This window comes from Pseudomonas sp. AF03-9, assembly GCF_020515815.1.
Lineage (GTDB): Bacteria > Pseudomonadota > Gammaproteobacteria > Pseudomonadales > Pseudomonadaceae > Aquipseudomonas.
The window spans coordinates 42,206-55,322 of sequence record NZ_JAHPJF010000026.1 but is presented as its reverse complement, the minus strand read 5'-3'; the positions used below and the strand labels follow the sequence as shown (position 1 = coordinate 55,322).

Annotated in this window: 10 protein-coding genes and 1 pseudogene; 6 read left to right on the top strand and 5 right to left on the bottom strand. The window is 63.2% G+C overall.

The annotated features are described in order from the left end of the window. Positions 1 to 170 (top strand): annotated as a pseudogene (locus LIY36_RS25550) (lipase); the annotation flags it as partial. A gap of 149 nt (positions 171 to 319) precedes the next feature. Here LIY36_RS25550 and LIY36_RS25545 read toward each other — a convergent pair. Then, a complete protein-coding gene (locus LIY36_RS25545; RefSeq protein ID WP_192300125.1) occupies positions 320 to 544 on the bottom strand; it encodes a YgdI/YgdR family lipoprotein in 225 nt (74 codons plus the stop codon). A 187-nt stretch (positions 545 to 731) separates the two neighbouring features. Between LIY36_RS25545 and LIY36_RS25540 the strand changes: the two genes are divergently transcribed. The 3 genes from LIY36_RS25540 to LIY36_RS25530 all read left to right on the top strand — a co-directional run bounded on the left by LIY36_RS25540 (position 732) and on the right by LIY36_RS25530 (position 5,640). Continuing rightward, positions 732 to 2,375 carry a VRR-NUC domain-containing protein gene (locus LIY36_RS25540; protein WP_226457603.1) on the top strand — a complete coding sequence of 548 codons (1,644 nt, stop codon included), beginning with the start codon at positions 732 to 734 and terminating at the stop codon, positions 2,373 to 2,375. Continuing rightward, on the top strand, positions 2,372 to 4,627 hold the full coding sequence (locus LIY36_RS25535; RefSeq protein ID WP_226457602.1) for an ATP-dependent DNA helicase: 2,256 nt from the start codon (positions 2,372 to 2,374) through the stop codon (positions 4,625 to 4,627). The genes LIY36_RS25540 and LIY36_RS25535 overlap by 4 nt, the downstream gene beginning before the upstream one ends. Positions 4,628 to 4,707: 80 nt before the next feature. Further along, positions 4,708 to 5,640, top strand: coding sequence for an alpha/beta fold hydrolase (locus LIY36_RS25530; RefSeq protein WP_192300122.1), 933 nt, complete (start codon positions 4,708 to 4,710; stop codon positions 5,638 to 5,640). Here the strand turns inward: LIY36_RS25530 and LIY36_RS25525 are convergent. Continuing rightward, positions 5,603 to 7,069 carry a sensor histidine kinase gene (locus LIY36_RS25525; protein ID WP_226457601.1) on the bottom strand — a complete coding sequence of 489 codons (1,467 nt, stop codon included), beginning with the start codon at positions 7,067 to 7,069 and terminating at the stop codon, positions 5,603 to 5,605. The two genes, LIY36_RS25530 and LIY36_RS25525, sit on opposite strands and share 38 nt — an antisense overlap. Next, positions 7,066 to 7,776, bottom strand: coding sequence for a response regulator transcription factor (locus LIY36_RS25520; RefSeq protein WP_226457600.1), 711 nt, complete (start codon positions 7,774 to 7,776; stop codon positions 7,066 to 7,068). Before LIY36_RS25520 ends, LIY36_RS25525 begins: the two co-directional genes overlap by 4 nt. A 147-nt stretch (positions 7,777 to 7,923) precedes the next feature. Here LIY36_RS25520 and LIY36_RS25515 point away from each other — a divergent pair, with 147 nt between their 5' ends. Both LIY36_RS25515 and msrA read left to right on the top strand, forming a co-directional pair. Beyond that, entirely contained in the window at positions 7,924 to 9,618 is a 1,695-nt protein-coding gene (locus tag LIY36_RS25515; RefSeq protein WP_226457599.1) for a cytochrome c biogenesis protein DipZ, read from the top strand. A gap of 82 nt (positions 9,619 to 9,700) precedes the next feature. Further along, a complete protein-coding gene (gene msrA / locus LIY36_RS25510) occupies positions 9,701 to 10,393 on the top strand; it encodes a peptide-methionine (S)-S-oxide reductase MsrA (protein ID WP_226457598.1) in 693 nt (230 codons plus the stop codon). A 32-nt stretch (positions 10,394 to 10,425) separates the two neighbouring features. Here the strand turns inward: msrA and LIY36_RS25505 are convergent, their stop codons facing one another. Together LIY36_RS25505 and LIY36_RS25500 are read right to left on the bottom strand one after the other, a co-directional pair. Further along, a complete protein-coding gene (locus LIY36_RS25505) occupies positions 10,426 to 11,376 on the bottom strand; it encodes an alpha-E domain-containing protein (protein ID WP_226457597.1) in 951 nt (316 codons plus the stop codon). 2 nt (positions 11,377 to 11,378) lie between these two features. Next, on the bottom strand, positions 11,379 to 12,788 hold the full coding sequence (locus tag LIY36_RS25500; protein ID WP_192300116.1) for a circularly permuted type 2 ATP-grasp protein: 1,410 nt from the start codon (positions 12,786 to 12,788) through the stop codon (positions 11,379 to 11,381). Positions 12,789 to 13,117: the final 329 nt, after the last annotated feature.

Here is a 13,117-nt window from a genome sequence, read left to right as displayed (position 1 = left end):
ATGACCGGGTGATCGGCTATCAGGCGACGGACACGCTGCTGTTCAAGGATGTGCAGGGCAGTGTGCAATACCGGGAGCAGGGTGGGGACACGCTGATCAGTGTGGGTGCGGATTCGGTCACGCTGGTCGGCGTGAGCGGCTGGACGGGAGAGGGGATGGTGATCAGCTAAAGCTGGAATGCCTTGAAACTGTGGGAGCGGGCTTGCTCGCGAAGGCGGCGTGTCAGTCGCCATATATACCAACTGACCGACTGCCTTCGCGAGCAAGCCCGCTCCCACACAAGCCCGCTCCGCAAATATTCGCGGTTGGCGCCGGAGAATTACTTTTCCTTGATGACTGTGGCCACATCCGCAGCCTTGACCCGCACACGCTTGCCGGCGATGTCAGTGAATTCATAGAAACCGTCGGCGGTGTTGGTTTTTGGCAGGTCCTGGGTCAAATACTGCGTGCCGTTTTGCAGCGTCACTACGGTTTGCGTCGCGCAACCGGCCAATACCAGAAAAGTGAGTGCAACCAGGGGAAGACCCAAATTCTTCATGTTCATAACCCTTACCTTTAACCTTGAAAAGTCCCACGCCAGAGGCTGCGGGCGACAAATTTTACGCCATCGACTTCCCCATCAGATCACTTTTATACAAAAAGTTGCGTGAGCCATTTATCTATTACCGATTGCAACAAGCCGTTTGCGACGGCACTCTGTATGCATAACCAGTATTTGACCTCTATGTGCCATGGCCAACCCCCTCGAAGACCCGCTCTATTACCTGCAAAACTTCCGTCAGGTCCTGCAATGGCTGGGGCAACGCTATGCCGACCTGCTCGACCCTGACGAAACGCAGTTCATTCAGCAATTTGACAGCTTGCCCCAGGCGTCCCAGGCCTTGTTGGTGCGCATGGTCATGCGCAAGGGCGTGCACTTTCGTGCGGGCAAGCTCAATTATCTGGAAATCGGTTGCACCCACGCCGCCGCGCAGCCGCTGTTGCAGTTGGGGTGGGTAAACGACCAGCAACCGCTGGCGTTTGAAGAGCTGTTCGCCTTGCTGCAAAAAGGCGAGATCCTCAATGCCTTCAAACCGTGGATCGACCAGCCCAAGGCCAACAAAGTCGAGTGGCTGGCAGGCCTGGTGGCGCAGTTCCCCGAGAGCCGCAGCTTTGCCCAGTGGTGCCCCGCGCTGCCCGACACGCTGTACAGCCTCACAGTGATGGACCTGTGTGACCGCCTGCGCCTGATGTTCTTCGGCAACCTGTATCAGGACTGGTCCGAATTCGTGCTGGCGGACCTGGGCATCTACACCTATGAAAAAGTCGAGATCTGCGCCGAATCCCGCGGTTTGCGCAGCCGTGATGACGTGCAGGGTTTCCTGTTCCTGCATGGCTGCCAGCAAGCCTTCGAGGCCGGTGAGCCGATCGAGGACATACGCACGCGCATTACCGCCCTCAATACCGACAACCCCTGGTTGGAACGGCGTCGGGCCAAGCTGTTGTTTCTGCTCGGGCAGCATTGTGAACGCCTGGCTGAGCTGGCGCTGGCGGCACAGATCTACCGCACCTGCGCCTACCCTGGCGCGCGTGCGCGACTGATCCGCGTGCTGGAACGCCAGGAGGACTACGCCCAGGCCATGGCCCTGGCGAGTGCCGCGCAACAAACCCCGGAAAGTGCCGCCGAGCAACAGCACCTGTTGCGCGTGCTGCCACGTCTGCGGCGCAAGTTGGGCGAACCGGCGCTGCCCAGGCTCAAGCCACGCGAGGTCACGCGCCTGGACCTGGCACTGCCGCAGGCTCTGGAGTCGGTGGAAGCCAGCGTACAGGCACACCTGAACGAGCCCGACGCGCCGGTGCATTACGTCGAGAACGGCCTGATCAACTCGCTGTTTGGCCTGCTGTGCTGGGACGCGATCTTCGCGCCGCTGCCGGGCTCGTTTTTCCACCCGTTCCAACGCGGGCCGGCGGACCTGCACAGCGAAGACTTCCATCAGCGCCGTGCCGACTTGTTCGCAACCTGTTTCGCGCAACTGCAGGACCAGCGCTACAAGGCCACGATCCGCCAGCGCTACCAGGAAAAGTGGGGCATCCAGTCGCCGTTCGTGTTCTGGAACCTGCTCAACGAAGAACTGCTGGAACAGGCCTTGGCGTGCTTTCCCGCCGCGCATTTGCGCCACTGGTTCGAGCGCCTGCTGCTGGACATCCGTGCCAACCGCGCCGGGATGCCGGACCTGATCCAGTTCTGGCCCGCGCAAAACACCTATCGCATGATCGAAGTCAAAGGCCCCGGCGACCGCCTGCAGGACAACCAGTTGCGCTGGCTGGAGTTCTGCGCCGAACACCAGATGCCGGTCACCGTCTGCTACGTGCGCTGGGCGGAGCCGTCGGTTTGAGCTACAACGTGGCAGTGCGGGCGCTGTGTGAGTTCACGGCCAAGGTCGGCGACCTCGACCTACGCTTCACGCCGTCGCCCAGCGCCCAGGAAGGTATCGTCGGCCATCGCACCGTCGCCTCGCGGCGCAACGCGCATTACCAGCATGAAGTCGCCCTGGAGGGCGAGTACCAGCAGCTCACGGTGCGGGGCAGGGCGGACGGCTACGACCCGGACGCCAACCGCCTGGAGGAAGTGAAGACCTATCGCGGCGACCTCGATGCCCAGCCTGCCAACCACCGGCAACTGCACTGGGCCCAGGTCAAGGTGTATGGCTGGCTGATGTGCCAGAAGCTTGGGTTGACGGACATTGACCTGGCGCTGGTGTACTTCGACATTGTCGGCGAGGGCGAAACGTTACTGCACCAACGTTATACCGCCACCGAACTGGAGAGCTTCTTCAACGCCCAGTGCGCGCTGTTCCTCGGCTGGGCCCAGCAGGAAATGCAGCACCGCGCCGCCCGCAACAGCGCCGCGCAAACCCTGGGGTTTCCGCACGCCGGGTTTCGCACGGGCCAACGCTCACTTGCCGAGACGGTCTTTAAGGCCGTCACCACCGGCCGCTGCCTGATGGCCCAGGCCCCCACGGGCATCGGCAAGACCATCGGCACGATCTTCCCGCTGCTCAAGGCCCTGGCGCCGCAGCAACTGGACAAGCTGTTCTTCCTCACCGCCAAGACTCCGGGGCGCAAGCTCGCCCTCGACGCCGCCGATGTGCTGCACCGCAGCCACCCGGACTTGCCCTTGCGCGTGCTGGAACTGGTCGCCCGCGACAAGGCCTGCGAACACCCGGACAAAGCCTGCCACGGCGATTCATGCCCATTGGCCAAAGGGTTCTACGACCGCCTGCCCGCTGCCCGCAGTGCCGCTTCGCAGGTGCGCCAGCTGGATCAGCGCAACCTGCGCGAGGTGGCCCTGGCCCACGACGTGTGCCCGTATTACCTGAGCCAGGAAATGGCGCGCTGGGCTGACCTGATCGTCGCCGACTACAACTACTATTTCGACTTTGGCGCCATGCTGTTCGGCCTGGCCCAGCTCAACCAGTGGAGGGCGGCGGTGCTGGTGGACGAAGCGCACAACCTGGTGGAGCGCGCCCGCTCGATGTACAGCGCCAGCCTTGACCAATACCACCTCAAGACCCTGCGCGACAGTGCGCCCGAGCCGCTGAACAAACCCCTGCAACGCCTGAACCGCGAATGGAATGCGCTGCACAAGGACCAGCTCGCGCCCTACCAGGCCTACGCGAGCCGTCCAGACAAATTTCTGCACGCCCTGGGCCTGTGTACCAGCGCCATGGGGGACTATTTCAACGACCACCCGCAAGCCCTCAGCGGCGAGTTGCAAACCTTCTACTTCGACGCATTGCAATTTGCCAAGGTCGCCGAGCTGTTCAATGAACAGTTCATTTTTGACATCAGCAAACGCCAACACAGCGGCAAGCGCAGCAGCTCGACCCTGTGCCTGCGCAACGTGGTACCCGCCGAGTTCATTCGCCCACGGCTCACCGCGGCGCGCAGCAGTGTGCTGTTTTCCGCGACCCTGAGTCCGCGCCACTACTACGCCGACCTGCTGGGACTGCCGGCGGACACCGCGTGGATCGACGTGGAGTCGCCGTTCAAGGCCGCGCAGCTCAAGGTGCGCATCGTCGATCAGATCTCCACGCGCTTCGTGCACCGCCACGCCTCGCTGGAACCCATCGTCGCGTTGATCGCCACGCAGTTCGCGCGCCGGCCGGGCAACTACCTGGCGTTCTTTTCCAGCTTTGACTACCTGCAACAGGTCGCGCAATTGCTCGCCGAACGCCACCCGCAGATCCCGCTGTGGCTGCAATCGCGCGGCATGGCCGAGGCCGAGCGCCAGGCATTTCTCGAGCAGTTCACCGAACACAGCCAAGGCATCGGCTTTGCCGTGCTTGGCGGTGCGTTTGGCGAGGGTATCGACTTGCCCGGTGCGCGCCTGATCGGTGCGTTTATCGCTACCCTGGGCCTGCCGCAACTGAACCCGGTCAACGAACAGATCAAGCAGCGCATGGCCACGATCTTTGGCGCCGGTTACGACTACACGTATTTGTACCCTGGGCTACAAAAGGTGGTGCAGGCCGCCGGGCGGGTGATCCGTGGCCAGCAGGACGAGGGCGTGGTGATGTTGATCGACGACCGCTTCGGCGAGGCGCGGGTGCGCCAATTGTTGCCGCGCTGGTGGGCGGTGGAGTGAGTTATTCCCGTCGTCAATGATGCTGGCACTGTCGCCGCCAATCCCCCAGGCTAGGCCAAACCTTCAGCCAGGCCTTGCCCATGCGCCAGCAAATCCTCTGCGTCAACGCTATTGAGTTAAGCGTGCACATCAGCGGTCCCGAACACGGCCAGCCGATCTGGCTGCTGCACGGTTTCCCGGAATGCTGGCATTCCTGGCGCGCGCAGATCCCGGCGCTGGCGGCGGCGGGTTATCGGGTGTTTGCGCCTGAGATGCGCGGCTACGGCCAATCCGGCGCGCCCGCCGAGGTGGCCGACTACGACCTGCTGACCCTGTGCGCCGACATCCAGCAGGCCATGGATCATTTCGGCCACACCGAGGTGGTGATGGTCGGCCACGACTGGGGCGCGGTGGTGGCCTGGCACCTGGCGTTGCTGGAGCCCGAACGCGTCACGCGGCTGATCACGCTGTCGGTGCCGTTCGCCGGGCGAGCGCGCCGGCCGGTAATTGACATCATGGCTGAGCTGTATGCCGAGCGTTTCAATTACATCCTGTATTTCCAGGAACCCGGCGTGGCCGAGCAGGAACTGAACGCCGACATCGAACGCACGCTGCGCCTGTTCATGCAGGACCAGGACGTGTTCCTGCAACACAAACCGGCCACTGCGCGCTTGCTTGAAGGCGTCGGTATGCCTGGCGCCTTGCCGTCATGGTGTTCCCGCGAGGATCTTGACGTGTACGTGCAAACCTTCGCCGAACACGGCTTTCGCGGCCCGTTGAACTGGTATCGCAACTTCACGCGCAACTGGCAGCGCACCGAATGCCTCGCCGGCCGCCAGGTGCTCCAGCCCACACTGTTCCTGATCGGCGACCGCGACCCGGTCGGCGTGTTTGAAGCGCACACCCTCAAGCGCATGCCCGATTGTGTGCCGGACCTTGAGCAGCACGTGCTGCCCAACTGCGGCCACTGGATCCAGAACGAGCAGGGCCAGCAGGTCAACGAACTGATGCTCGCCTTTCTAGGGAAAAAGTAAACGTCGCCCCGCGGCCGGGCCGCTCCACCAGGCGAATGCTGCGCCCGTGCAATTGCAGGATGCGGTGCACGATGCGCAAGCCCAGGCCGCCATCGCGCCGTGCGCCGCCAATGGTGAAGGCACGCAGGAACAAGCCTTCATGCAGCTCGGCATCGATGCCCGGGCCGCTGTCGCTGACGGTCACGCTGACGCTGTCGGCCTCGACAGCCAACAGCACTTCGACGTCGCCATTGACCGGGGTGTGCCGCAAGGCGTTGTCCAGCAGGTTGGTCAGTACGCGCTCGATCAACCCGAGGTCGGCCATTACTGCTGGCACCTGCGCCGGCAGGCTGGCGATGAGGCTGATACCGCGCGCTTCGGCGCTCAATTCGAACTTCTGGAAGATGTCCTGCACCAGGTCCGGCAGCGAAAAGCCTTCGAGCACCGGCTGGACAAAACCATGTTCCAGGCGCACCAGTTCCAGCAGCGATTGGGCCAGGCCGCCGACTTTGCGGCTCTGGTCCAGAGCAATCCCGAGGTAGCGCCGGCGTTCCTCGGCGCTCAAGGTCGCGTCCTTGAGGGACAGGGTTTCCAGGTAGCCGTGCAACGAAGCCAGGGGCGTGCGCAGGTCGTGGGAGATGTTCGCAACCATCTCCCGGCGTTCCTGTTCCTGGCGGGTGAGGGCACGCCACTGTTCGCCGAGGCGGTTTTCCATCTGCATGAAGGCGTGGTCGAGCACGGCGATTTCATCGCCGCTGTCAGAGGTGGGCGCGATGTTTTCCGCTGGTTTGGGGGCGCCATTGATGTCGAATCGGCCAACCTTGTCGGTGAGCTGGCGCAATGGCCGGGTGATCCAGGCAAACGCCAGCAGGCCCGCCAACAGGCACAGCAGCGCGACCAGGCCGATGCACCACAGCGCAATCTTCAGCGCCATGCCGGTGGCGTCCTTGGCATCGAACACATCGTGGGCCTCGCCGAGCAGCACCACATACAGAAAGCCGGTTTGCGTGCCGTTGGCCTTGAGCGGCGCGGCGCTGAACACCTTGCGCCCGTCGACGCTGCGCGGGTCGTCGCCGAGGATCGGCAACATGGCGCCGCTAAGGAAACGGCGGATTGGCGCGAGGTCGACCCGGTCGCGCAGCAGGTGCCCGCTCGGCGCCGCATTGCCGACCACGCGACCCTCGATGTCGAGCAAATACACCTCGACACTCGGGTTCACCAGCATCAGTTGGCCGAACAGGTTGCGCACCGCATCGGGCTTGAGGCCGTCGGCATCCATCAACTGCGTGTCACGGGCAATATGCGCCGCCAGGTCGCGGGACACGCCTTGCACCACTTCCAGCTCGTGCATGCGGTTGGAGCGCACCTGCAACCACGCCGAGGTGCTGCTGCAGATCAGCAGCAACACGGCAAACACCACCGACAGGCGCTGGGTCAGGGTCAGTTTCATGGGCCGTTCTCGGCGAACTTGTAGCCACGGCCCCACACCGTGAGGATGCGCGCCGGGTTGGCCGGGTCGGCCTCGACCTTGGCGCGCAGGCGGTTGATATGGGTGTTCACGGTGTGCTCGTAGCCTTCATGGTTGTAGCCCCACACGGCGTTGAGCAGGTCCATGCGCGAGAACACCTTGCCCGGCTGGCGGGCGAAGAAATACAGCAGGTCAAACTCCCGGGGCGTGAGCTCCAGGGGCTGGCCGTGCAAAGTGGCCTCGCGACTCAGCGGGTTGATGAACAGTGACCCAAGGTCGAGGCTGCCGGCATCCATTTTCAGGTTGCGCGCCATGGCGTCGACCCGGCGCAGCAGCGCCTTGACCCGGGCAACCAGCTCGGGCAGCGAGAACGGCTTGGCCAGGTAATCGTCGGCACCCAGCTCCAGGCCGAGGATGCGGTGCAGCTCGCTGGAGCGCGCACTGGTGATGATGATCGGGGTGTAGCGCGTCATGGCGCGGGCGCGGCGGCAGATCTCCAGGCCGTCGACGCCGGGCAGCATCAGGTCGAGGATCAACGCATCCCAGCCGCCTTGCTCCAGCAGGCGCAGGCCTTCGTTACCATCGGCACTGTGCACCACTTCGAACTGTTCATCGCGCAGGTGCAGGAGGATCAAGTCGGCGATATGGGCATCGTCCTCAACCACCAGGACACGTTTGGGCTGATCCATGTAATCGAAACCTTGGCTTGTAGTCGGCGCATTGTGCGGCTTTTGCCACAGTGTAGTTATCACGAATTGTTTAACTCTGCGTGAGGATTGCGCGACCGGCCGGGGCGCAGGATGGGGCTACTTGTTCATTCTGTTAAGGGTCAATCAATGTGGCTTCTGGTTCTCGCATATCTGGGCGGCGTGCTGACAATCGTCAGCCCGTGCATCCTGCCGGTTCTGCCTTTTGTCTTCGCTCGCACCGGGCAGCCGTTTTTGCGCAGTGGCTTGCCGCTGTTGGCGGGGATGGCGGTGACGTTCGCCCTGGTGGCCTCGCTGGCGGCGGTGGGCGGCGGTTGGGTGGTGCAAGTCAATCAATACGGGCGCTGGCTCGCGTTGCTCTGCGTGGCGCTGTTTGGGCTCACGCTGTTGCTGCCACGGCTGTCGGAGCGCCTGACGCGCCCGCTGGTCGCCGCCGGCAGCCGTTTATCCGAGGCAGCCGGGGCCGATGCCAGGCCACGGCCGGGGGCGTCGTTCCTGATCGGCGTGGCCACCGGGCTGCTTTGGGCGCCGTGCGCCGGGCCGATCCTCGGGCTGGTGCTGACCGGCGCCGCCCTGCAAGGCGCCAGTATCGGTACTACCTTGCTGTTGCTGGCTTACGCTGCCGGTGCCGCCACGTCCCTGGCGTTGGCGTTGCTGGTCGGCGGTAAGGTGTTTGGCTTGATGAAAAAATCCCTCGGTGCCGGTGAATGGCTGCGCCGCGGCCTTGGCGCGTTGATGCTCGTCGGGGTGGCAGCCATTGCCCTGGGCCTGGACACCGGCGTGTTGGCGCGGTTGTCGACGGCCTCCACCGGCGGCCTGGAGCAACACCTGGTGGATCGCCTGAGCGCGAAACCCCAGGGCGGGGCGATGATGATGGCGGTCAACCACAGCGACACGCTGCCGATAGAAGGCGCGCTACCCTCCCTGGACGGCGCCGTGCAATGGCTCAACAGCCCGCCACTGAGCGCCGAGGTGCTCAAGGGCAAAGTGGTGCTGGTGGATTTCTGGACCTACTCCTGCATCAACTGCCTGCGCACCTTGCCCTACGTCAAAGCCTGGGCCGACAAGTACCGCGAGCAGGGCCTGGTGGTGATCGGTGTACATGCTCCGGAGTTCGCCTTTGAGCGCGACGTGAACAACGTCACCCAGGCGATGAAGGACCTGGGGATCAACTACCCGGTGGCGATCGACAACAACTACAAGATCTGGCGTGCGTTCAACAACCAGTACTGGCCGGCACATTACTTTGCCGACGCCAACGGCCAGATCCGTTACCACCACTTTGGCGAGGGCGACTACGCCGAGTCGGAGCGGGTGATCCAGCAGTTGTTGCGCGAAGCCGGGGCGAAAAACGTCGCGGGCGGCTTGATCGACGTGGATGCCAAGGGCGTGCAACAGGCGCCGGACCTGAACACCGTGCAGTCACCGGAAACCTACCTGGGCGCGCAGCGTGCCGAACACTTCGTTAAGTCCGGCCCCCTGGCGTTGAACAATTGGACCCTGGACGGCCAATGGAACGTAGGCGGCCAGCAAGTCACCCTGGACCAGGCGGGTGGGCGCATCGTCTACCGCTTCCACGCCCGTGACTTGCATTTGGTGCTGGCCCCCGGCGCAGATGGCAAGCCCGTGCGCTTCAAGGTCACGATCGACGGCAAGGCCCCCGGTGACGCCCACGGCACGGATGTCGCCCCGGATGGCAGTGGCGTGGTGACCGAGCAGCGTCTGTACCAACTGGTGCGCCAGCCGGGAGCGGTGCAGGACCGCACCTTCAGCATTGAGTTTCTGGACCCGAACGTAGCGGCCTACGCCTTCACCTTCGGCTAACTGATTGATGAACTGATAACCCAATCAATGTGGGAGCGAGCAAGCCGGCTCCCACCGTTGACCGTGTTCTGGAGTGAGTTTTATGAACGTTCTCAGATGGCTACCTGCATTGGCCTTGGCTGCCTTTATCAGCCAGGCCCAGGCGTTCTCCTTTGGTTCTTCTGACGATGCTGTCGTCATCCCACCGCCCGCCCTGGACCTGCCGGCATCGGTTGATCTGCAAACGGCGGTCTTCGCCGGTGGTTGCTTCTGGGGCGTGCAAGGGGTTTTCCAGCATGTGCAGGGTGTAAAAAACGCGGTCTCCGGGTATGACGGCGGCGCGGCAGGCACGGCGCAGTACGAGTCTGTCAGCGCAGGCAACACTGGCCATGCCGAGGCGGTCTCCGTCACGTTTGACCCGAGCAAGATCAGCTACGGCAAGCTGCTGCAGATCTACTTTTCGGTGGCCCACAACCCCACCGAACTCAACCGCCAGGGCCCGGATACCGGCACGCAGTACCGCTCGGCGATCTTTGCGCAGGATGCCGAGCAGCAGAACGTCGCCCAGGCGTATATCACGCAGCTGGATGCGGCGAAGGCGTTTGATAAGCCCATCGTGACCACAATCGAGAGGGGCAAGACGTTCTACCCGGCGGAGGCCTATCACCAAGACTTTCTCAGCGAGAACCCGTCTTACCCGTACATCGTGATCAATGATCTGCCGAAGGTGGCGCAGTTGAAAAAGCTGTTTCCCGAGCAGTACCGCGCTGAGCCGGTGCTGGTAAAAACCCAATAGCCCACTCCCACATCGTTGTTCCTCAGTGTGGTTTAGACCACTTCCAGGTAAGACGCGTGTATGGCCCGGGCCAGTTCGCGCACGGTGTCGATAAAGTCCGTCAGGCGGCTGTGCAGGCCGTCCTCAAGAATTTCATCAATCCCGGTATAGCGCAGCCGCGCCTCGAACTCCGCCGCCAGACGCTGGGCCGTACGCCCATAACTGCCAGGCAAGTCCGCAAGGATATGACTCAACTCCTCGATACACGCATGCAGCGACCTCGGCACGTCACTGCGCAACAGCAGCAGCTCCGACACCGAGCGCGCATTCAGCGCATTCGGGTACAGCTCGGTGTACGCCTCGAACGACGACAACGCCCGGAGCAGGGCGCTCCACTGGTAGTAGCCGCGTGCGGACAGGTCGCTGACTTCCTCCGACTCTTCGCCAAACATCTCGTAGCGCGCATCCAGCAGGCGCAAGGTGTTGTCGGCACGTTCGACAAAGGTGCCCAGGCGGATAAACCGGTAGGCATCGTTGCGCATGATCGTCCCCGACGTTGCGCCACGGAACAGGTGTGAACGCTGCTTGACCCAATCACAGAAGTGGCTGATGCCGTGGCGCGCCAGGCCGCCGGCGGCGATGCTGCGCATTTCCAGCCAGGTCGCGTTGAGGTTTTCCCACATGTCGGCGGTGATGCGCCCGCGCACCGCATGGGCGTTGCCCCGGGCGGCGCGCAGGCAGTTGTAGATGCTGGCGGGGTTTTCTTCGTCGAGGGCGAAGAAGTGCAGCATGCGCTCGGCATCCAGTTGCTTGTGGCGCTCAAGGTAGCTGTCTAGGGTGCCGCTGCTGAGCAACGACATGGCCAGTTCGTCCAGACCGTCGCTGCGTCCGGCCTGGGGCATCAACGACAACGAGTAACTGACTTCCAGCATGCGCGCCAGGTTCTCGGCACGCTCCAGGTAACGGGACATCCAATACAGATCTGCGGCGGTTCTACTCAACATACTCAGCCCTCCACCACCCAGGTGTCCTTGGTTCCGCCGCCTTGCGACGAGTTGACGATCAACGAACCTTCACGCAGTGCCACACGCGTGAGGCCGCCGGGCACCAGGCGGGTTTCCTTGCCCGACAGCACGAACGGGCGCAGATCGATGTGCCTGGGCGCGATGCCGTTTTCGACAAAGGTCGGGCAAGTGGACAGGCTCAGTGTGGGTTGGGCGATGTAGGCGTGGGGGCGCGCCTTGATGCGTTGACGGAAGTCCTCGATCTCGGCCGCGCTGGAGGCCGGGCCGACCAGCATGCCGTAGCCGCCGGAACCCTGGGTTTCCTTGACCACCAGTTCCGGCAGGTGCGCCAGTACATGGGACAACTCGTCGGGTTTGCGGCACTGGAAGGTCGGCACGTTTTGCAGCACCGGCTCTTCGTCGAGGTAGAAGCGGATCATCTCCGGCACGTAGGGGTAGATCGACTTGTCATCGGCCACGCCGGTGCCGATGGCGTTGGCCAACACCACGTTGCCGGCGCAGTAGGCGGCGACCAGGCCGGGCACGCCGAGCATCGACTCGGGGTTGAAGGCCTGCGGGTCGAGGAACGCGTCGTCGATGCGGCGGTAGATCACATCCACGGCTTTGGGGCCGTCGGTGGTGCGCATGAACACCTTGAGGTCGTGCACGAACAGGTCGGCGCCCTCCACCAGCTCCACGCCCATTTCCCGGGCAAGGAAGGCGTGCTCGAAAAACGCGCTGTTGAAGCGCCCGGGGGTGAGTACCACGACGTTGGGGTTGTCCAGGCGGCTTGAGCTTTTGAGGGTCTTGAGCAGCAGGTTGGGGTAGTGGTCCACCGGCGCAATGCGTTGTTTGGCGAACACCTCGGGGAACAGGCGCATCATCATCTTGCGGTCTTCGAGCATGTAGCTCACGCCGCTGGGGGTACGCAGGTTGTCTTCGAGCACGTAATAGGTGCCGTCGCCATCGCGCACCAGGTCCACGCCGGAGATGTGCGAGTAGATGTCGCGGTGCAGGTCGAGGCCGACCATGGCCTGCTGGTAACCCTCGTTGCCCAGCACCTGGTCCGCGGGAATGATCCCGGCCTTGATGATGCGCCGGTCGTGGTAGATGTCGGCGAGGAACATGTTCAGCGCCGTGACGCGCTGGATGCAGCCACGTTCGATCACGCGCCACTCACTGGCGGGGATGCTGCGCGGGATGATGTCGAAGGGGATCAGGCGCTCGGTATCTTGCTCGTCGCCATACAAGGTGAAGGTGATGCCGGCGCGGTGGAACAGCAAGTCGGCTTCACGGCGACGCTGGGCCAGCAGTTCCGGTGGCGTATTGGCCAACCAGCGGGAGAATTCCTGATAGTGCGCGCGGCAGGCGCCGTTTGCGTCATTCATTTCATCGAAGAAAGATCGAGCCATTCCAGTACCTTGTCAGTGCCGAGTGGGGCTTGGGGGGCACTGCCGTTTAAAAAAACGCATGTTTTTATGAACCCATGGCTGAAGGTGCCAATGGGCCTGGTCCTTACTTTCTTATGGGGTCGGCTCTGGGTCGGGTTGTAACGAAAGCTCCTGTGTGCGGGCAGTGTTCAATGACTAAAGCAATGCCTGTGCCGGAACCTCTAAATCCCTAAACTGCGAACCCGCGCAACCTGTAGTGAGCGGGCTTGCCCCGCGCTGGGGGGCGCAGCCGCCCCAAACCCAGGCACCGCGGTCTTCCTGAAATACCGCGGCGGTCTTGTTGGGGCGGC

Excerpts from the sequence above, each read along its gene's own strand:
- LIY36_RS25505 (WP_226457597.1), bottom strand. The coding sequence starts at position 11,376 with ATGTTGAGTAGAACCGCCGCAGATCTGTATTGGATGTCCCGTTACCTG.
- LIY36_RS25515 (WP_226457599.1), top strand. The coding sequence starts at position 7,924 with ATGTGGCTTCTGGTTCTCGCATATCTGGGCGGCGTGCTGACAATCGTC.
- LIY36_RS25530 (WP_192300122.1), top strand. The coding sequence starts at position 4,708 with ATGCGCCAGCAAATCCTCTGCGTCAACGCTATTGAGTTAAGCGTGCAC.
- LIY36_RS25520 (WP_226457600.1), bottom strand. The coding sequence starts at position 7,776 with ATGGATCAGCCCAAACGTGTCCTGGTGGTTGAGGACGATGCCCATATC.
- LIY36_RS25500 (WP_192300116.1), bottom strand. The coding sequence starts at position 12,788 with ATGGCTCGATCTTTCTTCGATGAAATGAATGACGCAAACGGCGCCTGC.
- LIY36_RS25540 (WP_226457603.1), top strand. The coding sequence starts at position 732 with ATGGCCAACCCCCTCGAAGACCCGCTCTATTACCTGCAAAACTTCCGT.
- LIY36_RS25545 (WP_192300125.1), bottom strand. The coding sequence starts at position 544 with ATGAACATGAAGAATTTGGGTCTTCCCCTGGTTGCACTCACTTTTCTG.
- msrA (WP_226457598.1), top strand. The coding sequence starts at position 9,701 with ATGAACGTTCTCAGATGGCTACCTGCATTGGCCTTGGCTGCCTTTATC.
- LIY36_RS25525 (WP_226457601.1), bottom strand. The coding sequence starts at position 7,069 with ATGAAACTGACCCTGACCCAGCGCCTGTCGGTGGTGTTTGCCGTGTTG.